Here is a 21,044-nt window from a genome sequence, read left to right on the forward strand (position 1 = left end):
TCAAGGTCGCTCGCTCCACGCTCGCAAACCGGCTTCGCGCCAAGAATGTTTGCCCGCCCCGAACGTTTCATGCGTCGTCGCCGCCCATGGCGGGTCGTGACGGCCGCCTTCCGAGAGGCCTGGATCGTGTCGAACGGGTCGGGGACCATCACCCTCGCGGGGGGCGCGACGCAGGCGCTCGTCGGGTGGGAGAGCGCCGCGCTCGTCGGCCGCCCGCTCCACGAGACGCTCCACCCCGGGCCCGCGGAGGATTGCCCGGTGTGCGAGGCCCGGCCGGGGTCCGCCGTCTTCCGCACGGCCGACGGCGGCGAGGTCACGCTCCCGGCGACGCGGGTCTACCTCGAGGGGGACGCCGGGGCGACCCTCACGGTCCTGGGAAGCGCCGCCGGGGAGAACCAGGCCCTCCGTCGCGACTTCGAGGCGTTCGCGTACGCGGTGAGCCACGACCTCCTCGAGCCGCTCCGCACGGTGAGCGGCTTCGTGACGCTCCTCGAGAAGCGCTACCGCGGCAAGCTCGACCGCGACGCGGACGAGTTCATCGAGTTCGCGGTGAGCGGCGCGCGCCGCATGCAGGCGCTGCTCGACGCCCTCCTCGCGTTCTCGCGCGTCGCGACGCGCGGCAAGCCGCCGGCCCCCGTTCCCGCGCGCGACGCGCTCGACGAAGGCCTCGAGCCGCTGCGCAAGGACCTCGACGCGGCGGGAGCCGTCCTCGACGTCGGGGACCTTCCGACCGTTCGCGCCGACACGCCGCAACTTGCCGAGCTGTTCCGCATTTTGGTCGACAATGCCTTGAAGTTCCGAGGGGACGCGCCGCCGAAGATCGCGATCCGCGCGCGACGGACGGGAGCCTTCTGGACGTTCACGGTCGACGACGAGGGGATCGGAATCCCCGCCGGGAGCGCGGAGGAGGTCTTCCGCATCTTCCGGCAGCTGCATCCCCGCGGGCGCTACGAAGGCGTGGGAGCGGGCCTCGCGATCGCGCGGCGCATCGTGGAGCGCCACGGCGGCGCGATCCGCGTCGAGCCGCGCGAGCGCGGAACCCGCATCGTCTTCACGTGGCCCTCATGATTCACGGAAGACCACGAGCGACCGCCCGACGCCGATGACATCGCCGCTTTCGAGCGGCGCCGAACCGCCGACGGGAAGCCGGTTCCAGTTGAGGTACGTCCCGTTGCGCGCGGTCCGCAGGTCGAGGAGCCGGAAGCCCTCCGCCGTCTTCACGATCTCGCTGTTTTCGGTCGAGACGAAAGGATCGTATTCGAGGGGCACGTGCGCGTCGGCGGCGCGCCCGATGATCCAACCGCGCGGCGCCTTCGCGGCGCTCGCCTTCAGCGGGAAGGCGCGGCCTTCGCGCACGCCGTGGACGATCACCACCTTGGGCCCGTCCTCCCACGCGAGAGGGCGGCCTTCGCCGAGCGATTCCGTCGCGAAGGGATCGACCGCGGCGGTGGATTCGAGCCGCGACAGCTTGCGCATCTCCTCGAGGACGGCGAAAAGGCGCGCGTGATCGAGCGCGTATTCCTGGACGGCCCGCTTCCCCTTGCGCTCCGTGGACGCGACGCGCACGAGGCCGACGTCGATGAGCCGGTCGAGGTGGCCCTGGACGGCCTGGCGCGAGATCGCGCGGTCCGGGCTCCCGGCGGCCTGCGATGCCGCGGGGGTGAGCCGGATCTCGTCGAGGGTCTTCGGTCGGCGCAGGAGCGAGAGGAGCTCGAGCCGGTTCGTCGTCGCGAGCACCTTGAGGAAGGCTTCGAGGCGCTCGAAATCGATCTCGTCGGCGAGGCCGGCGCCGGGCATGGCGGCGCGATGGAGGCCGCCGCCCTTGAACGTGACGCTAGGATTCCGATGGGCTGGGCTCGGGCTCGACGACGTCCGCGAGCCTGCGCACGAGGAACGAGAGGTCGCCCGCGCTCGTCTCGAGCGCCTGGACGACGGCCCCCCGCTCGCCTTCGACGGCGAGGAGGGCGAGCTGGAGTCGTATGCGGCTTGCCTGCTCGGCGAGGCCGATCGCCACGGCCCGGAGGGCGCGCTCGCGATCCGTGAGGATCGTCACGCGGGGTCCCCGACCCGCATCGGCTCCCGCGCGGCTTCGCCGAACCGGTCGTTCGTCGCGAAGTAGGCGTCGAGCGCCTCCGTCACCGCGTCGCGCATCTGCTTGCCCGTGATGACCTTGAGCGCGTGGAGCTTCACGTGGTACCCGACCGGGATCTTGACCTTGAGCTCCTTCACCACTTCCCGGTCCTTCGAGGGAGACCGGATGGACATGCGTTCGTGGCTTTTCGCCGCGGATTCGACCATCGTCATCGGGACCTCATGGGACCCGCGAGGGGATGAGGAAGACGAAGGGGCGGGTTGCGGAGGCAAGCGGCCCCTTGCGGGTCCCCCCGTTCGGCGCGCGAAGAAGAGGAGGCCGCGGGTCGCCGAGGAGGGGGAGGCGTTGGGGGCGACCCGCGGTTGTCCGAACCCTTCCGGGGGATCGTGGAGGCGCCGAAGCGCTTCCGGTGGCCCGATCGCAACCGCGGTCCTTGAACTGGACCAGCCGGGCGATTGCGGAGGCAACCGCCGGGTTGCGTCAGGCCTCCACGACGAACGACAGGGCGCTTGCGAGCGAGCGCGCCCCGAGATGGGCCGCGACCGCGACCGCGTGGTGGCCGGGGCCGTGCGCCCTCGCGAGGCCCGTCTCGACGAGCGACCCGGGTAGGCGGATGGTCGCGGTCCCGTCGGCGCCCGTGGCTTGCGAGAACGGGAGGCTTCTTGCGGGCAATCCTTCCCACCGGACGGAGCCCGCGACCTGCACGTTTTTCGCGATCGAGCCGTCGGCCCACCGCGCGACCGCGCGCAGATGGACGTCGTCGAGGGGGCGGACGCGTTCCGAATCCAGGAAGAACGAGACGGTGAGCGGGGTGTCGATCGCGATCGTGAGCACGGCGACGGTCACGCCGTTCTCGCTCAGGGCGACGACGCGCGGGTTCGCGCTCGCCGCGAGGAGCGGATTCGAGGGCGGCGCGATCGTTGCCTGGAGCTGCCAGGATCCTCCCGCTTCGAGTCCGACCTGGGTCGACGAGAGGACCCCGGTCCATCCCGAGGGCAAGCCCACGAGCGCGAGGGTGACGTTGTCGCCGGTTTCGCCCGTCGCGGTCACGACGACCGGGACGCTCGTCGCGACGCCCGGGGTCGCGGCGAGGCGCCCGGGCCCGGACAGGACGGGACTCTCGAGGGCGAGACCGTGGCGGGGCGTCACCGTCACGACGGCGGCGTCCGTGGCGGTCCTTCCCGAGGCGTCCGCGATCGTGAGGGTCACGGTGTAGACGCCGGGCGCGGCGAAGGCGTGCTTCGCGAGACGGGTCGTCGAGCCCGCCGTGCCGTCGCCCCAGTCCCAGGCGTAGGTCGAGATCGACGTGTGGATCGCGCGGCTTGCCGCCGCGTCGAACGTGACGAGGTGCCCTGCGTCCACCCGGCGGTCGGGACCGGCCGAGGGGACGAGGGACGGTTCGGGAACGACCTCGATGACGACGGCGTCGAGCGCGAGCGCGCCGGCGTCGTCCGCGACCTCGAGCTCGACCGCGTGGGTTCCCAGCGGGAGCGAGAGGACCGCGACGGGTCCGGAGGCGACGACGGACCCGCCGAGCCTCCAGGTGTGGCGCACGACGACCCCGTCGGGATCGAACGAGGCCGAGCCGTCGAGCGTGACGGTTTCGCGTCCGTCGCCGTCCGCCTCCGCGACGACGCGGTCGGGCCCCGCGAGGGCGACGGGAGGCAGGTTCGTGTCGGGCACGGCCTCCACGACGAGGTCGTCGACGTGCCATCCGAGGTGGCGGTTGTAGCTTCCTTCGACGCTGTCGAAGTGCAGCCGCAGCAGCACACGCCTTCCGGCGAAGGCGTCGAGCGGGACGGATTCATCGCGCCAGGCTGGAGCGTTCGCGTCTCGGCTGTCCCACGCTCGCAGGGTCTGCCACGTGGCCCCGTTGTCAAGGCTCGCCTGCACGAGGCGTCGATCGAACGAGCCTCCGCTCGTGCGCTCCGTCTCCCACCGGTGGGCGAAGCGGAGGGCGGCGACCGAGCCGCTCGGAACGTCCACGGCGAACGTGGCCGACCCCGCGGTGCGCGCGCCCGTGTCGTAGTCGCACGCCGCGGCGCGGTGGTAGCCGAGGTAGGAGGGGGCCGAGCGCGAGGCGCCGCAAGCGTCGGCGACGCGCCAGAGGCCGTCGAGGACGAAGCCCTGCGCGAGACCGTCGTCGAAGTCCTCGTCCACGAGACGATGCTTCGCGACCCTCACGGTCCGCGCGTGGCGGGACTCGGCGCCGCCGTCGTCCGTGACGACGAGCGCCACCTCGTGCTCTCCTTCGGAAAGCGCGTGGGCGACGACGAACCCCTCGAGCGTCGCGCCGTCGGAGAAGGTCCACGCGGCGCGGACGATCGCGCCGTCGGGGTCGCTCGAAGCGCCCGCGTCGAAGACGCATCCGTCGAGGCCGCAGTCGCTCGCGAAGCGGGCCTGCGGCGGCTCGTTCGCGCGCACGGTCAGGACGGCGACGTCCTCGGCGGAGGCCCCCCCGGCATCGATGACGCGGAGGACGATCTCGTGGACGCCGACCGGAAGGACGACCGTGGCCGTGGCGCCGGTCGCGAGGATCGAGCCCGCACGTCGCCATTCGTGGAGCGCGAGCGCCCCGTCGGGATCGACGGATTCGCGTCCGTCGAGCGCGAAGGTCGCGAGGCCGTCGCCGTCGGGATCGCGGGCGACGCGGTCGGGCCCCGCGTACGCGACGGGCGGACGGTTTGGAAGCACGACGGCGCGGACGGTGTCCGTCGCGGCGGCGCCCTTGTCGTCGACGACGCGCAAGGTCACGACGTGGGACCCGAGGGCGAGCACCGGCGACGCGCGGACGCCGGTGGCGATCCGCGTTCCCGCGGCGTCGAGCCATTCGTGATGAACGAGGCTCCCGTCGCGGTCGCGGCTTGCGGAGGCGTCGAGGTGAACCGGCTCCCCGCCCGTTCCGTCGACGTCCCGGACGATGACGTCGGGACCGGCGTCGGCGACGGGCGGCACGTTGTCGGGCGCGATCACGCGGACGTTGTCCACGTACCATCCGCGGCCGAGGTTGTTCTCCTGGTTCACGCTGTCGAAGCGGAAGCGGAGCTTCACGACCTTGCCCGCAAACGCGTCGAGGACGAGGTGCACCCCCTGCCAGCCCGCGGGGTTCGGCGCGCGGGAGTCCCATGATTGGATCGTCGTCCAGGATCCGGCGACGTTCGCCTGGACCATCATCTGGTCGAAGGCGACGAGCGTGGGCGTGGTCTCCGTCTCCCACCAGTGCTCGAACGCGAGCGCGGCGGCGACCGCGCTCGTGAGGTCCACCGTGAACTCGGCGTCGCCGAAACTGCGCTGGTTCAGCACGTCGTAGTCGCACGCGGTGGCGCGGTGGTAGCCGAGGTAGTTCGGCAAAGACGGCGGCGTCGCGCAGGCGTCGTCCACCCGCCAGAGGCCGGTGAGCGTCCATCCGTCGGCGACGCCGTCGTCGAAGTCTTCCGCCGACACGACGCGATGGGGAGGCGGGATGACGGCGGCGTCGAGGAGCCGTTTCACGTCGAGGAGACCGTATCCGAACTGGACATCGCGGCCCGCGGTGCCGAGGTCGGAGGCGGTGGCCCGGAGGAGGTCCTTGAGTCCCGCGTTCGTGAGCGCGGGCAGCGCGCTCCACACGAGGGCCGCCGCGCCCGAAACGTGCGGCGCGCTCATGCTCGTTCCCGAGAGGGACTGATAGGCGTCGTCGGCGACGTGCCACGCGCTCAGGACGGAATCGCCGGGCGCCGCGATCCACGCTTCCGCCCCGGAGGACGAGAAGTCGCAACGCGCGAGAGTACGCGTCGTGCACGTGACGGCGATCGCATTCGCGTATCGGGCCGGGTATCCGATGCAGTTCGAGCAGGGGCCGTCGTTGCCCGCGGAGGCGACGACGAGCGAGCCCTGGTGCCAAGCGTAGTCGACCGCCATCTGCATCGGGAGGAACGCCGTCGGACCCCCAAGGCTCAGGCTCACGACGTGCCCGTCGTTGTCGGCGCACCAGGTGATGCCGCTTGCGATGTCGCTCGCCCAGCCCTGGCCCGTGGCGTCGAGGACCTTGGCCGCGAGAACCCCCACCTGCGCGACGCCCGCGATGCCCTTGCCGTTCCCCGTCGTCGCGGCCGCGATGCCGGCGACGTGCGTGCCGTGGCCGTTGTCGTCGCGGGGATCGTCGTCGAGGTTCACGAAGTCGCGACCGCCGAGGTAACGCGCGCCCGCGAGATCCTCGTGGGTCGCGCGCATTCCGGTGTCCACGATGCAGACGTTGCGCGTCGTCGACCCGACGGTCGCGTCCCAGGCCTCGGGGGCGCGGATCTGCTGGGGCCCGTACTGCTCGGCGTAGCGCGGGTCGTTCGGGATCGCTTCGATCCAGCGGGCGTGGACGTCCTCGACCACGAAGCGCACGCGAAGGTCGCGACCCGCGAAGGCGAGGACGCGGGTCGGATCGTCCGTCTCGACCGCGAGGAAACGGAGGGCGTCGTTGCGGGCGACCACGCGGGCTCCCGCGTATTCGTCTCCCCGCTCGAGGTCGGGCAGCGCGTCGAAGCCGACGACGAGGCGGGCGAACCCGCGCTCCCCGGCCGCTTCCCCGGGCCACGCCGCCGGGAGGACGAGGAACGCGAGGAGGACGGCGACGGCGGCGCGCCTCAGGCGACCACCCCCACGTCGTAGACGAGCGAACGCACACCGACGCGGGCCGCGAGGGAGGCCGTCAGCGACACGTCGTGACGGCCGGGACCGTGGAGGGGCCCGAGGTCCGGCGGAAGGACGAGGATGGCGGTTCCGTCCGGTCCGGTGGAGGACGTGGCGCTGCGCGTCGCGGGGCTCTTGCGGCCGGGCGTGACGCCCTCGAGGCCGGGTTCCCACGAGACGACGGCCTGGGCCTGGACGCCCGCGACGGGCCGTCCGTCGGCCCACGTCGCCTGCACGCGGAGATGGATGGCTTCCGCCATGCCGTAGCGCGGCTTCGCGAGGGTCGCGGTCACGACGAGGGGCACCTCGACGCGTACGGCGACCGAGGCCGCGGTGGCCCCGTTCTCGCTCGTCGCGCGGACGATGGCCACGACGCTCGCGGGACCGCTTGCGCTCGAGGAGGCCTTGAGCGAGACGTTTACGACGCGGGACTGGCCCCGTTCGATGGCGATCGGCGGGCTCGCGTCGAGGCTCGCGCTCCACCCCGAGGGAAGGCCGAGCACGTGGAGCGAGACGTTGTCGTCGCGCTCCCCGGTCGCGGTGACCGTGACGGGGATGCGGAGCGTCTCGCCCGGGCTCGCGACGATCGCGGATCCCGGCGGGAGGGTCGGTGTCTCGACGCGGAGGCCGTACGGCGGGACGACCGTGACCTCGATCGTGTCCGACGACGTCCGGCCCGCCGCGTCCCGGACGGTGAGGGTCGTGCGGTAGACGCCCAGGTCGGCGAAGGCGTGCGTCACGACCCGGCCCTTCGCGACGGGCGTCCCGTCGCCGAAGTCCCAGAGATAGTCCTTGATCGCGGTGTTGACGCCGCGGCTTTGGGACGCGTCGAAGACGGCGGCGCGGCCGCGGTCCACCGTCCGGTCGGGGCCGGCGTTCGCGACGAGGCTGCCGACGGCGACCTTCGCTTCGTAGGTCCACGCTCCGACGTCCGCTTCGGTGACGGTCAGGTTCACGCGGTAGAGGCCTGGCGCGGCGTAGGCGTGCGTCGGGTTGCGCTCGGCGCTCGTCGACCCGTCGCCGAACTCCCACGCGAAGGAGAGCGCGGCGCCCTCGAGGGCGACGGAGCGGTCCGCGAAGGCGACTAGCTCGCCCACGCCCGCGGTCGCGGGCGACCACGTGAAGCTGGGGATGACGCCGTGGACCGCGACCTGCACCGTCTCGACCGTTTCCCGACCGAGGTTGTCGACGACCGCGACCGTGAGGGCGTGGCGGCCCGGCGTCGGGAACGTGAGCACGGGCCGCGACGGGGTCGCGCCGTCGACGCGCTCGAGGGCGGCGACGGCGTCGACGAGGCCCCATCCGAAGGCGGCGTTCGGCGTGGGTCCCGGGTCCGACGGGAGCTTGCGGGCCGTCGCAAGGAGCGCGTCCTTCACGCCGGCGGGATCGAGCGAGGGGTCCTTCTCGAGGAGCAGGGCCGCGATCCCGGCGACCTGGGCGGCCGCGAACGAGGTGCCCGTGAAGGCCGACGCGCTGTGGCGCCCGGCGAACGACACGGGCGCCGTCACGGCGACCCCGGGCGCGACGAGATCGGGCTTCCCGCGGGAAAGCCCGCCGCCGCGGGAGGAGAACGACGCGAGCGTGTCGTCCCTCCAATCGGGGGTGCCGTGGTCCTCGACGGCCCCGACGGTGATCCCGAGGCGGGCGTTGCCGGGAGGCGTGATGCGGTTGCGCGCGTCGAAGGCGAGCGGGTCGTCGGGCGCGATGTCCGGGCGGCCCCAGAGCCCGCGGTTCCCGGCGGGGAGGACGACGACGAGGCCCCGCTCGACGAGCGCGTCGGCGAAGTCGCCGAAGGCGTCGATCGGCTGCCGGTTCGCGCGGTGGTCGGGGAAGCACATGTCGAACTGGCACGAGCGGACGAGGCCGACGTAGACCACGCGGATCCCGAGGCGTTCGTGGTTCTCGGCGATCCAGTCGAGGCCATCGAGCGTCGGCACGTACGCGTCGCGGGCGATCGGGTCCCGGTCGATGACCTTCACGTCGACGAGCTTCGCGCCGGGGGCGACGCCCGCGTGGGCCCCGTTCGAGAGGCGGCCGAGCCCCGCGATCGCGCCCCCGACGCCGGTACCGTGCTTGAGCTCGTCGTCCGCGTTCGGGCACGGCGGCGCGGTGTCGCAGTTCCAGCTCCAGTCGACCCCTTCGAGGACCTGGCCTTCGAGGTCGGGGTGCGCGTCCGTGATGCCGGAGTCGACCACCGCGACCGCGACGCCGCGGCCGAGGAAGCCGAGGTCGGCGGCTTCGCGCACGCGCGTCTCGCGGTGGGCCGCGAGGGCGGCGAGCTCCATGGGCTCGTCGCGGACGACCGCGCGGACCCAGTCCTGCGCTTCGAGGCGCGCGACGGCGTCCTCCGGGAGGACGGCCGAGAACCCGTCGACGAGCGTCCAGACGCGTCGGACCGCGCCGCCGAGCGCGGCGATCTCGTCGACGCGGTCCGCGGCGGGGCCCTCAGTGAAGACGGCGACGCGCGCGAGGGGCCCGGAGAGGACGGGCGCCCGCAGGGGCGTTACCTCGCGGGCGGCGGGCGACGGGGCGGGCGCCGGCGCCGTGGCCGTCGACACGGCGCCGTCCGGGAACGTCCAACGGATCGAGGCGGTGTACCCGGCGTCCACGGCCGAGACGCGGGCGTCGAGGACGGCGGGTCGGCCGGCGACGGCGAGGCCCAGGACGGAGGGGTGGACCGAGGGGGGAGGGTTCGCCACGCCGACCGCGAGCGAAGCCAGGCCGTGGGCGCCGGGGGCCGCGGCCGCCGCGACGACGCGACGGTCGCCCGCCGTGGCGAACGTGTGCGCGACCGCGGCGGGAAGACCCTCGTAGGCGCGCGGGAGCCGGCCCTCGCCCGTGGCGAGGAGCGCGCGCTCGACGGCGGAAGCTGCGGCGACCCCGAAGGTCGCGGGCAGGCCCGCGGTCGCGGAGGAAGGCCCCGAGAGCGTGAGGCCGAGGTCCGCGACGCCGCGGGCGGGCGGCGCCTCGAGCCAGGGGTCGTACGCGACGGTGCCGGCGACGGTCCCGCCCGCCGCGTCGCCGTCGCCCGCCGGGTTCGCGGGATGGGTCGGGCCGCGCGCGCTGCCCCACCAGTTCCGCTTCGCGTCGAGCGACCACGACGAGGTCGACAGCTGCTCGAGATAGATGCCCCACATATTGCCGCGCACGTGGTTGTCCGCGACGACGTACGCCTTCGCGGGGATCGCGACGTCGCCCTTCGTGCACCAGAGGTACAGGCCCACGGCGCTCCATTCGACGCGGTTCGCGCGCGCGATGAAGCTCGGCGTCGCGGTCCAGCATTCGGGCCTCACGTCGACGAGGCCGAACCCTTGCGCCACGTGCGCCGTGTTGTTCTCGACGCGGATGACCTCGCCGTAGGTCGTGTGGTCGATGTAGATCCCGACGCCGGTGAAGACGGTCGGATGGTCGGCCACGACGAGGTTGCGGTGGACTTCCCCGGAGGCCGAGGCCAGGTTGAGGTAGGCGCCCAGATAGACGCCGATCTCCCCGAAGGAGACGACGTTGTCCCGGATCGTCACGCGGTAGCCGTCCGAGGCGATGCCGTACTTCGCGTCCAGGACGACGTTGTTTTCGACAACGTCCCGGATGCCCCCCGCGTCGACGATGCCCATGTGGGCGCGCTCGATGAGGTTTCCGCGCACGAGACCGTAGGCCGAGCCGATGCTCTTGATGGCGGTCCCCGCGCCGCGGAAGACGTTGTCCTCGACGACGGGCGCGCGAGCGACGCGGAGGTTCGCCCCGACGTGGCGGTTCTCGAAGAGATTGTTGCGGATCGTCGGGGCGTCGGCCCCGATGATCTCGAGCGCCGCGTGCCCGAGGTCCCGCCCCTCCGTCCTCGTGGGATACCAGCCCGGCGCGTCGCGCGAGGTGAACAGGTTGTCCTCGATGACCGCGCGCGCGATCGTGCGGACGGGCCACCAGTCGGCGAAGAAGCTCACGCCGTTCTGCGCGTCGTCCTCGAACGTGTTGGATCGCACGGTGAGGTTGGAGTTCGTCGCGACGACGCTGTTCCAGTTGCCGCCGAAGACGTTGCGCTCGACGACCGCGTCCTTGACGCGGTAAAGGAAGACGCGGTCGCCGCCGTCGCGCATCACCTGGTTGCGCACAGCGACGCGGTCGGCGCGCAGGACGATGACGGCGTGGTACTGCGTGAGGTTGCCGTTCACGTCGACCTCCGAGGCGCGCGTCACGAAGAGGAGGGGTCGTCCGTTGACGACGTTGCTCCCGTCGATGTCGTGGTCGATGTTGCGGTCGGTGTAGAACGGGTAGAACCGGATGCCGTAGCGGACGTCCGCGGCGACGTTGTCGCGAAGCGTCAGGCGCGCGACGCCGAGGAAGAGATAGCCCCAGGTGGAGTTCTCGAAGCGGTTTCGCACGACGAGGTTGTCGTGGACGGTCTCGAAGCGGCCGGCCTCGAACTCGGGCGCGACGACGGCGAGCGCCACGCGGTCGAAGCCCGTGACGAGGTTGTCGGCGAGGACGTGATGCCCGACGACGGGACGGAAGCGGCCGTGTCCATCCCACCCAAGGAGGCGGATGCCGTACCAGTTCGCGCCGAGGAGGGGGTCCCCGACGAGGGTGTTGTTCTCGACGTGACCGCGGTAGCTGAAGTAGAGGAGGACGCCGTCGTCGGCGACGGTCGTCACCGCGTTCGCGGCGATGCGGACGCGCTCGGCGCCGAAGACCCAGACGCCGAGGCCGTCGATGTCGTTGTCGAGGACCTCGACGTCCGTCGCCCAGACGACGTGGACGCCTCCCGCGCGCTCGAGGACGTTCGCTTCGACGAGGGCGCGGCGGACGAGGGAAGCGTACCGGTCGCTTCCGACGAACACGCCGTCCGCCGAGCGCAGCAGGTTCGCGCGGATGGTCGCGTCGTTCCCCACGACGGCGATGCCGCCGTGGTAATCGCGAGCGTCCGGGTAGACCCCGATGTCCCAGTCGAACCGCGTGATGTGGCCGTCCGAAAGGCTCCGTCCCGACCGCGCCCACGTGTGCTCCAGGGTGTTGTTCTCGACGAGGTTGCCGTTCCCGCTGAGCCAGATGCCCCCGGCCCGATGGAAGAGATTGTCGCGGACGTGGGCGCCGTGGACGTTCGATCCGTAGAGCGCCGCGTCGCGCGTCGGCGCGTCGACGAAGGCGTTACCCGCGATGACGAGCCCGCGCCCGGCGACCTCCACGCCCGTGCACCATTCGCCGCCCTGCCAGATGTCCCAGATGCACCCGCGGAGGTTCGTGAGGTCGCTCGACGGGCTCGCGAACATGTCGCGGACGAGGTTGCCCTCGAAACGGACGTTCGCGGGAACGACGTCCCCGCGGGCGAACACGCGGCCGGCGTGGCTCGTGTGGAGCACGATGTTGCCCTCGAAGGCGAGGTTCGCCACGTCGGCGAGGTCGAAGCCGAAGAAGGCCGACGTGGGCCGATCGTGGACGCTGCGGATGAGGAGGTCCCGGATGATCACGTGCGCCGTGGTGTTGCGCACCACGATCGCGGTCGTGTTCTCGCCGCCCACGATCTCCCACCCTTCGATGACGTAGGGGTCGACGGCGGTGCCGCGTCCCCGCACGACGCCCGAGGAGGGGGACGCGAACCCCGCGTTGTCCGCGATGACGATGGGCGGATGGAGGCGCCGCGGGGTGGTGGAGGCGGTAACTGGCGGCAGGCGTTCGGGGTCGACCGGTTCCGGCTCGACGGGATCCGCCCGCTTCGCGGGCCGGGCCGGGGCGATCGAGGCGACTTCGTCGCCGAAGGGGGCCTTCTGACCCGTGTGGGAGACGTTCTCCCCCAGGAAGAGACCCTCGCGGAGGCTGCCGAGCCTCGACGCGTGAGGACCGAGCGTGACCGATTCGGCCTCCAGCGCGATCGCGGGAAGCCCGCCGGCCGCGAACGACGAGCTCACGGAAGGGGAGGCCGCGAGCACGGCGAGAACGATCGGGATCAGGACCTTCTGCGGGACGTTGGCTCGTGCGCGCAATGATAGCCCCCCTGGAGAGAGCCGGACCGCGCGCTTGCGTCTTGATCCTTTCCCGGGCCCGTCGTCAGAGGCGGCCTTCGGCGTGGAAGAGCTCCGCGTTCAGGATGCTGCACCCCGCGGCGCCGCGGATCGTGTTCGCGCTCGTCAGGAAGAATTTCACGCTCGCGAGCGGATCGGCACGGACGCGCCCCACGCTCACGGCCATGCCGTTGCCTTCAAGGATGTCCCGCCGGGGCTGCGGACGGTTCGCCTCGAAGCGCACGACGAGCGGCGATCTCGGCGCGCTGGGGAGCTTCAGCTCCTGGGGTCGGCCTCGCCAGGCGGCCATCAGGGCGGCGACGTCCTCGCTCTTCGCCTTCTTCTTGAGCTGCACATGGGCCGCGAGGGAGTGACCCTCCTCGACCGGAACCCGGACGCACGTCGCGCTGATCGCGATGGGGGCCGGGACGACGCCGCGCGACCCGAGCTTGCCAAGCATCTTGAGCGGCTCGGTCTCGACCTTCTCCTCCTCGTTGCCGATGTACGGGATGACGTTGCCGAGGATGTCGAGGCTCGGGACCCCGGGATAGCCGGCGCCCGAGACGGCCTGGAAGCTCACGACGTTCACGCGCTCGACGCCCCACTTGTCGTGGAGGGGCTTCAGCGCCATCGTGAGCGGGATGCCGACGCAGTTCCCGTTCGTGACGATGAAACCGTCCGTGCGCTGGCGCTCGACGAGCGCCGCGTGCTCCGGATTGACCTCGGGGATGATGAGGGGGACATCCGCGTCCATGCGGTGGTCCTTGGCGTTCGAGAAGACCTTGTAGCCGCGCGCGGCGAGATCGGTCTCGACCTTGCCCGCGATCCCGGACGGGATGGCGCTGAAGCACACGTCCGCGTCGAGGTCGTCCGTCGCAAGCCGCACCTCGCGGTCGCGCGCGGCCTTGGGCATCGGGGACGCGAGGATCCAGTTCGCGGCCTCCCCGTACGTCTTGGACGCCGAGCGCTCGCTCGCGACGAGCTCCGACACCTGGAAGACCGGGTGGTTCTCGAGGAGCTCGATGAATCTCTGGCCCACGGCGCCCGTCGCGCCGAGCACGGCGACCTTCACGCGCTTTGTCATGGCTTGCTCGCTCCTTTCCTGCGGGGCTCCTTCTTCAAGAACGTGTCGTGGATGGCGACGAGGCATCGCTCCGCGTCGCGCGACCGGATCACGAAGTTGAGCGCGATGTCGGAGGCGCCGACGCCGATCATCTCGATGTTGACGCCCGCGTTCCCGACGGCCGTGAAAACGCGACCGGCCGTGCCGTGCGTCGACCCGATGCCGCGGCCGACGACGCAGACGAGGGTCATGTCGCGGATGCCCTCGACCGACTGGATGATGCCCTCGTGCATGGCCTCGAGCGCCTTGACGCCGCGGTCGAGGTCCTCCTCGTTCACGAGGAGCGCGAAGCTCGCCTGGCTCGCGGCCATGTTGTAGACGTTGACCTTCGCGTCGCCGAGCGCCGCGAAGACCTTCTTGCCGATGCCGGGCGTGTACGCCATGCCGGGGCCGTAGAGGCGGATGATCGCGAGCTTGCCCTTCGTCGCGCAGCTGCGGAGGGACAGGGCCGTCGCGGGCGTGTCGGAGGTGATGAGCGTGCCTTCGCCCGCGGGATCGAACGTGGCGCGCACGTAGATGGGGATGCCGCGCTCCTTGACGGGCTCGACCGTCCGCGGGTGCAGCACCTTCGCGCCGACGTAGGCGAGCTCCGCCGCCTCGTCGTACGTCATGACGTCGATCGGCGCGGCTTCCTTGATCACGCGCGGGTCCGCCGTGAGGAAGCCGTCGACGTCCTTCCAGACCTCGAGCCGCTCGGCGCGGAGCGCGGCGGCGACGATGCTCGCCGTGTAGTCCGACCCGCCGCGGCCGAAGGTCGTCACGTGACCGAGGGGGTCGGCCCCGAAGAAGCCGGTGACGACCGGCGCGACGCCCCGCTCGACGAGCGGCGTCACGGTCCTCGCGAGGTTGCGCTCGACCTCCGGCATGATGGGGCTCGCGTTGCCGAAGACGCCGTCCGTGACGACGCCCGCGGCGTCCGCGTCGAGCGCCTCCGCCGGGGTCCCGCGGGATCGAAGGGTCGCGGCGAGGGCGCGCACCGCGAGGCGCTCGCCGAAGGAGACGGCGAGATCGCGCGACTTGCCCGTGAGCTCCTCCGTGTAGGCGATGCCGTAGAGGAGGCGTTCGAGTTTCTGGACGAGCTCGTCGATCTCGCGTCGCGCGCGGTCCGCCTCGACGTCGGAGACGCCCGCGTCCTCGATCGCCTTGAGATGGCGGTCGCGCAGCGAGGCCAGGAAGGGATCGATCGCGCTCTCGTCCCGGCGGACCTTGTCGAGCGCCGCGAGGATGGCGTCGGTGACGCCGCTCATCGCGCTGATGACGACGACGCGGCCCCCGGGGGACGCGGCGACGATGTCCGACACGCGGACGAGCATCTCGCCGGATCCGACGCTCGTGCCGCCGAACTTCATGACCCTCACGGCGTCACCCCCGCGTGGAAGCGTCGCGCATCCTCCATGATCGCGCGGAAGGCGGCCTCGTCATCGAGGCTCGCCTCGAGGCGCGCGAGGGCTTCGCGAAGGGCCGCGTAGACGTCGGGCGTGCGGGCGTTCAGCTTCTGGATCTGCCGGTAGAGCTCCGCGTTCTCGTGCGCGACCTCGGCCGCGACGCGCGTCTGCTTCGTAAAGGTCGGGCCCCCGAGCGGGGCGAGCGCCGCGAGGGGGTACGGGCTCGATCGGGCGGCTTCGCTGAAGACGATGTTGAGCGCGTGGGGCAGGCCGAGCGTGTACGCCATGTAGGTGTCGTGCTCCTCGAGCGGGACGTCGACGAGGTTCGCCGCGGTGTCCTCGAAGAGGGCGCGGGCCGCGCGCGTCGCGTCGGACGCGCCGCAGTCGCAGAGGACGAGGTTGCGCGAGGCGAGGAGGTCCGTCGAAGGTCCCCACATCGGGTGCACGCTCGTCACGTTCATGCCCTTTGCTGCGAGCCGTCGGAGCGCGCCGGCGAGGGGCGACTTGAGGCTCGCGATGTCGAACACGAGCCCTTCGGTCGCGCCCTCGAGCCTGTCAAGGACGTTCGCGGCGGCGGCCGGGGGAACCGCGACGACGACGACGTCGAACGAGCCCGCGGCGTCGCGGTAGTCGCCGACCGCGGCGTAGTTCGCGTGCGCGCCGCGCGGGTCGCTCACGGCGACGCTCATGCCCTTCGAATCGAGGAACTCGCAGAACCAGGAGCCCATCGCGCCGCGGCCGCCGACGACGAGGGCCCGCGAGCCGGTCGCCGACGCCTTCGAGGCGCTCCGGCGGTCCCGCTCCTGGGCGCGGAGGGCCTCCGCGATGAGGAGCTTCATGGTCTCCTCGGCGAGGCCCGGGTCGAGGCCGAGCGACGTCGCCTGGGCGCGCGCGTCGGCGATGACCTCCGCCTCGACCGCGTAGTTGCGGATCGGGAGACCCATCGCGCGCTTCGCCTCGCCGATGGAGCGGGCGAGCGCCACGCGGCCGGCCGCGAGGCGGACGATGTCCGCGTCGAGGCGCTTGATCTCCTCGCGCATCTTCGCGAGGTCGCCGGGCGCGGTCACGCGACGCCCTCCGACGCGCGGCGCCGCAGGACGAGGTCGGCGAGGACGCACCTCGCGACGGCCTCGACGACCGGCACGGCGCGCGGGACGATGCAGGGGTCGTGGCGGCCCTTCACCTTGAGGGTCGCGGGCTCGCCGGTCGCGAGGTCGACGGTGGCCTGCTCGCGCGGGATCGACGAGGTCGGCTTGAAGGCGACGCGGAAACGCAGCGGCATGCCGGTCGTGAGGCCGCCGAGCGCGCCGCCGTTGTGGTTCGCGCGCGTGCGGACGGCGCCCGCTTTGTCGACGACGTATTCGTCGCGGACCTCGCTTCCCCTCCGCGCCGAGATCGCGAAGCCGTCCCCGAACTCGACGCCCTTCACGGCGGGGACGGCGAAGAGGGCGTGGGCGAGGAGTCCTTCGACCGAATCGGCGACGGGCTCGCCGAGGCCCACCGGGAGACCTTCGACGACGCATTCCACGACGCCGCCCACGGAATCCAGGTCGTCGCGCGCGGCGAGGACCTCCGCGACCATGCGCTCGGCGACGGCCGGGACGGCGCAGCGCGCGGGGGTCTTCTCCACGTTCTCGCGGATCTCGCCCACGCCGAGGGCCGCGTCCGTCGCGACGGCGCCGATGCGCACGGCATGCGCCGCGGCCTCGATGCCCGAAGGCTCGAGGACGCGCCGCGCGAGCGCGCCCGCCATGACGGCGCAGGCGGTGAGCCGGCCGGAGAACATGCCGCCCCCGCGCGGATCGTTGAACCCCTTGAACCGGACGCGCGCCGGGTAGTCGGAATGGCCGGGTCGCGGCGTGTCGCGCGCCCGTTCGTACGCGGCGGACTCCTTGTCCTCGTTCGCGAGGGTCATGAGGACGGGCGCGCCCGTCGTTCGGCCGTCATGCACGCCGCTCAGGATCTGGACCTGGTCCGTTTCGCGGCGCTGGGTCGTGAGGAGGGATTGGCCCGGACGGCGCCGGTCGAGGTCGGGCTGCACGTCGGCCTCGCCGAACGGGAGTCCCGGCGGGACGCCGTCGACGAGCACGCCCACGATGCGGCCGTGGCTCTCGCCGACGATGGACCACCGGAAGAGGCCGCCGAGCGTGTTCACGACACCACCTCAAGGCGCGCGCCGAGACGCGCGAACTCCTCGAGGAAGCGAGGGTAGGAGACGGCGTGGCTCTCGTGGTCGTCGACCACCGTCGCGCCCTCGGCCGCGAGACCCGCGACGACGAGCGCCATCTCGATGCGGTGGTCGCCGAGGCTCGTCACCTTGGCGCCCGAAAGCTTCCGGCCGCCGCGGATCACGGCGCCGTCGGGACGCTCGTCCGCGTCGACCCCCATGAGGCGCAACTCGCTCACCATGGCCGCGATGCGGTCGGATTCCTTGTAGCGGAGGTGCGCCGCCCCCGAAAGGACCGTCTCGCCGCGCGCGTGCGCGGCGACGGCCGCGAGCGCCGGAAACATGTCGGGCGTGTCGGAGAGATCCCAACGGATGCCCCGGAGGTCCCCGCCCCTCACGGTCGCGATGCCGTCGCCGGCCTTCACGTTGCAACCGAAGGCCTCGAGCGCGCCGAGGATCGCGCGGTCGCCTTGGCTCGAAGCCATGTCGAGGTTGGTGACCGTGACCTCGCCGCCCGTCACGGCGGCCGCGCACCATGGGAAGGCCGCGGACGACCAGTCGCCGGGGACGCGGTAGACCGCGCCGGCAAGGGCCTGTCCGCCGGGAACCGAGAAGCCGTCCGGCGTGGCCGCGGCGGCGCCCCCGAAGCGCGCGATCATGTCGAGCGTGATGTCGACGTACGGCCGGCTCTTCAGGGGCGTCGTCAGGATGAGGTCCGTCGCGTGCTCGGCGCGGGTGGCCGCGAGAAGGATCGCGGACACGAACTGGCTCGAGACGTCCCCCGCGATCGTCGTTTCGCCGCCTTCGAGCGTGCCGCGGACGACGACGGGCGCGCACCCGTTGCCGCGCGTCGAGTACGCTTCGACGCCGAGCGGGCGGAGCGCGTCGAAGAGCGGCTGCATGGGCCGCCGGCGCAGGCTCGCGTCGCCCGTGAGCACCGAGGTCCCGGGCGCAAGAGCCGAGACGGCGGTGAGGATGCGGAGCGTCGTGCCCGAGTTCTTCGCATCGAGCACGTCCGCGGGGGTCGCAACGGCGCCGCCTTCGAGGCGCACGCGGTCCTCGAAGCGTTCGACCTTCGCCCCGAGGCGCTCGACGCACGCGAGCGTCGCGAGCGGGTCCTCGCTGAGGAGGGGCTCCACGACCTCGGAGCGCTCCGAGAGGAGGCCGAGGACGAGCGCGCGGTGCGTGTAGGATTTCGACGGCGGCGCCGCCGTCGTTCCCGAAACCGTGCTCGGGGCGACCTTCAGCACGATATCACCTCGGCCTTGGAGGAGACGAGCGGGACGGTGACGACGCGCGCGTCGCCGCCCGCAAGCGCGCGCGCGACGGCGTCGGCCTTGCCCTCGGGCGCGATCGCGGCGATCGCGGGACCGGTGCCGGAGACGCTCGCGCCGCGAGCGCCCGCGGCGAGCGCCGCGAGCGCCGGGGCCGGGTCGATCCCGTAAAGCGCGCCGTATGCGAGGCCGTTCAATGTCATCGCCTCGGCCCACTCGTTCGAGCGCGCGAGCGCGTGCGCGCGGCGCGCGACGGGGGCGATGGCGTCGTACGCGAGGTCGCGCACGGCGAGGGTCCTCACCTTGCGGTCGGGCACGCGCACGACCGCGACGTGGCCCGCGGGCGGAGCGTGCCGGGCGTAGACCTTGCGCGCGCGATTGTCCGTGACCGAGAGGCCGCCGTGGAGGCTCGCGGTCGCGTCGTCGAACGCGCCCGTGATCGTGACCTTCGCGGCGAGGGCCGCGTCGATCGCGCAATCGAGCAGGTCGCGCTCGGGGAGTCCCCGTCCTTCGAGGATCTTGAGCGCCTCGTTCGTTGCAAGCGCGACCGCGTTCGCCGCGGCGGAGGAGGACTTGAGGCCGCGCGACACGGGGATGTCGCTTTCCGTCGCGACGCGCGCGCCGTGCGCGACGCCCGCGCGGACGCACACGCGGCGCACGACCTCGCGCGCGAGCGTGGGATCCTCCCCAGGGTCGCCGCCGATCGAGACCTCGATCGCGTCCGTCTCCTCGATGAGCTCCACCGTCGCCGTCGTGGAAAGGCCGACGGCCATCGAGGCGCCCTCGCCGGTCGCGATCCCGTTCACGACGGAGACCGCGCCCCAGGCGCGCGCCCTTCCGACGCTCATGCCTCGACTCCCTGCGCAAGGAGCGCGCGGCGCATGACGTGGAGCGGCGCGGGGAGGTCCGTCCAGAGCGAGAACGCCCGCGCGCCCTGGTAGAGCAGCATGCTTTCGCCGCGCACGACCTTGGCCCCGGCCTTCTGGGCCCGGCGGACGAGATCCGTGCCGCCCGTGCGGTAGGGCGCGTCGAGGAGCGCGAGGCTCTTCGGGATCGGGATGCCCGCGAGCGGATCCTCGCCGGGTTCGAGGCCGAGAGGCGTCGCATTCACCACGAGGTCCGCCTCCGCGACGAGCGTCTCGAGGTTGCGCCAGGACGCGGTCGCGACGCCGAGGACCTGGGCGGCCTCCTCCGCGCGACGGGGCGACCGGTTCGTAAGCGCGACGCGCGCGCCCGCGTCGGCGAAGGCGCGCCCGACGCCGCGCGCCGTGCCCCCGGCTCCGAGGATGAGGACGCGCGCCCCCTCCACGCCGATGCCGGCCGCCGCAAGCGCGTCGAGCGCGCCCGCGCCGTCCGTGTTGTGCCCGACGAGGTGGCCGTCCGTCGGGACGAGCGTGTTCACGGCGCCCGCCGCGCGCGCGGAGGCGTCGAGACGGTCGAGGAGGGGCAGGATCGCGGTCTTGTGCGGCACGGTCACGTTCGCGCCGAGGAGCGACCGCTTCGCCGCGAGCCCCTGGATGGCCCGCGGGAGGTCCGCGGGCGCGACGTGCCAAGGAACGTACATCGCGTCGATGCCGGCGGCCTTGAACGCCGCCGTCTGGAACGCGGGCGAGAGCGAGTGGTCGACGGGGTCGCCGAGGATGAACGCGGTCTTCGTCGAGCCGCGCACGCGCGTGAGCGCGGCGTGGACGCTCGCGATCTCGTCCGCGGGAAGCTGGCCGGGCGCCGCGAGGGGCTCGCCCGGGATCGCGGCGTAGACGAGCCTCAATCCGAGCGTCGGCGCGAGGAGGCGGAGGGCGGCCTCGTTCACGGCCATGACCGCGGCCGGGTAGCCGCGGCGCCGCGCCTCGAGGCTCGCGTGCACGAGGGCCGCGAGATCGCGCGGCGACTTCGCTTCGATCGCGACCTTGCCGCACCACGCCCCGCGGTCCTTGCACTCCTTGAGGAAGGCGAGGATCGCGTCCGCGTCCGGCGCGGGCCCGTCGAGGACGTGCCGGGAGAGGATGACGTGCGCGCCGCGCCGGTGGGCCTGCGCGATGAGCCCGTCCGCGAAGGACGCGTCCGCCTCGACGTCGAGGTATTCGAACCCGATCTCGAGGCCGTGGATGAGGAGGTCGCGGCGCTCGGTCTCGCTGCCCTTGAAGGAGCCGCCTTCGCGCTTCGGCCGGATCGTGAGAAGCGCGGGTCGACGCACGTCGCGCGCGAGGAGCTCAAGCACTTTCCCGTCGAGCTTGTCGAGCCGATCCGCGCGGACCTCGAGAAGATCGGCCGCGTCGCCCGCGCGGCGCGCGGCGGCGATCATGGCTTCGGGCGTGGCTTGGGCGAGCGAGACGACGACCAGGGTCATG

The 21,044-nt window shown here is 72.5% G+C and carries 14 protein-coding genes; 2 read left to right on the forward strand and 12 right to left on the reverse strand.

Annotation, left to right across the window (positions count from 1 at the left end):
• Nucleotides 1–96 precede the first annotated feature (96 nt).
• Nucleotides 97–1,068 carry an ATP-binding protein gene (locus tag VM889_05725; GenBank protein HVL48035.1) on the forward strand — a complete coding sequence of 324 codons (972 nt, stop codon included), beginning with the start codon at nucleotides 97–99 and terminating at the stop codon, nucleotides 1,066–1,068.
• On the opposite strand, the gene VM889_05730 is transcribed toward VM889_05725, so the two are convergent.
• The 4 genes from VM889_05730 to VM889_05745 form a co-directional block, all read right to left on the reverse strand.
• Entirely contained in the window at nucleotides 1,063–1,797 is a 735-nt protein-coding gene (locus VM889_05730; protein HVL48036.1) for an FHA domain-containing protein, read from the reverse strand. The genes VM889_05725 and VM889_05730 overlap by 6 nt on opposite strands.
• 37 nt (nucleotides 1,798–1,834) lie before the next feature.
• A complete protein-coding gene (locus tag VM889_05735; protein ID HVL48037.1) occupies nucleotides 1,835–2,053 on the reverse strand; it encodes a hypothetical protein in 219 nt (72 codons plus the stop codon).
• Nucleotides 2,050–2,304: a hypothetical protein gene (locus VM889_05740; protein ID HVL48038.1), complete on the reverse strand. Its 255-nt coding sequence runs from the start codon at nucleotides 2,302–2,304 to the stop codon at nucleotides 2,050–2,052. Before VM889_05740 ends, VM889_05735 begins: the two co-directional genes overlap by 4 nt.
• A 268-nt stretch (nucleotides 2,305–2,572) precedes the next feature.
• Complete coding sequence (locus VM889_05745) at nucleotides 2,573–6,466, reverse strand: S8 family serine peptidase (GenBank protein HVL48039.1); 3,894 nt, start codon at nucleotides 6,464–6,466, stop codon at nucleotides 2,573–2,575.
• On the opposite strand from VM889_05745, the gene VM889_05750 reads away from it, so the two are divergent.
• Nucleotides 6,440–6,733, forward strand: coding sequence for a hypothetical protein (locus tag VM889_05750; protein ID HVL48040.1), 294 nt, complete (start codon nucleotides 6,440–6,442; stop codon nucleotides 6,731–6,733). The genes VM889_05745 and VM889_05750 overlap by 27 nt on opposite strands.
• Here VM889_05750 and VM889_05755 read toward each other — a convergent pair.
• From VM889_05755 to aroE, 8 genes are all read right to left on the reverse strand, one after another.
• Nucleotides 6,709–12,729, reverse strand: a complete 6,021-nt coding sequence (locus tag VM889_05755) for a PKD domain-containing protein (protein ID HVL48041.1) — start codon at nucleotides 12,727–12,729, stop codon at nucleotides 6,709–6,711. The two genes, VM889_05750 and VM889_05755, sit on opposite strands and share 25 nt — an antisense overlap.
• Before the next feature lie 64 nt (nucleotides 12,730–12,793).
• On the reverse strand, nucleotides 12,794–13,831 hold the full coding sequence (gene asd, locus VM889_05760; protein HVL48042.1) for an aspartate-semialdehyde dehydrogenase: 1,038 nt from the start codon (nucleotides 13,829–13,831) through the stop codon (nucleotides 12,794–12,796).
• The gene (locus VM889_05765; GenBank protein ID HVL48043.1) at nucleotides 13,828–15,219 is read right to left on the reverse strand and encodes an aspartate kinase; all 1,392 of its coding nucleotides are present in this window, start codon (nucleotides 15,217–15,219) and stop codon (nucleotides 13,828–13,830) included. Before VM889_05765 ends, asd begins: the two co-directional genes overlap by 4 nt.
• Nucleotides 15,220–15,224: 5 nt before the next feature.
• On the reverse strand, nucleotides 15,225–16,322 hold the full coding sequence (locus VM889_05770; protein ID HVL48044.1) for a prephenate dehydrogenase/arogenate dehydrogenase family protein: 1,098 nt from the start codon (nucleotides 16,320–16,322) through the stop codon (nucleotides 15,225–15,227).
• Entirely contained in the window at nucleotides 16,319–17,410 is a 1,092-nt protein-coding gene (aroC, locus tag VM889_05775; protein HVL48045.1) for a chorismate synthase, read from the reverse strand. The genes VM889_05770 and aroC overlap by 4 nt, the downstream gene beginning before the upstream one ends.
• The gene (gene aroA, locus VM889_05780; GenBank protein ID HVL48046.1) at nucleotides 17,407–18,672 is read right to left on the reverse strand and encodes a 3-phosphoshikimate 1-carboxyvinyltransferase; all 1,266 of its coding nucleotides are present in this window, start codon (nucleotides 18,670–18,672) and stop codon (nucleotides 17,407–17,409) included. Before aroA ends, aroC begins: the two co-directional genes overlap by 4 nt.
• Nucleotides 18,666–19,544, reverse strand: a complete 879-nt coding sequence (locus VM889_05785) for a shikimate kinase (GenBank protein HVL48047.1) — start codon at nucleotides 19,542–19,544, stop codon at nucleotides 18,666–18,668. Before VM889_05785 ends, aroA begins: the two co-directional genes overlap by 7 nt.
• The gene (gene aroE, locus VM889_05790; GenBank protein ID HVL48048.1) at nucleotides 19,541–21,043 is read right to left on the reverse strand and encodes a shikimate dehydrogenase; all 1,503 of its coding nucleotides are present in this window, start codon (nucleotides 21,041–21,043) and stop codon (nucleotides 19,541–19,543) included. Before aroE ends, VM889_05785 begins: the two co-directional genes overlap by 4 nt.
• Nucleotide 21,044: the final 1 nt, after the last annotated feature.

It is taken from the genome of Candidatus Thermoplasmatota archaeon, from assembly GCA_035540375.1.
Taxonomy (GTDB): Archaea; Thermoplasmatota; SW-10-69-26; order JACQPN01; family JAJPHT01; genus DATLGO01.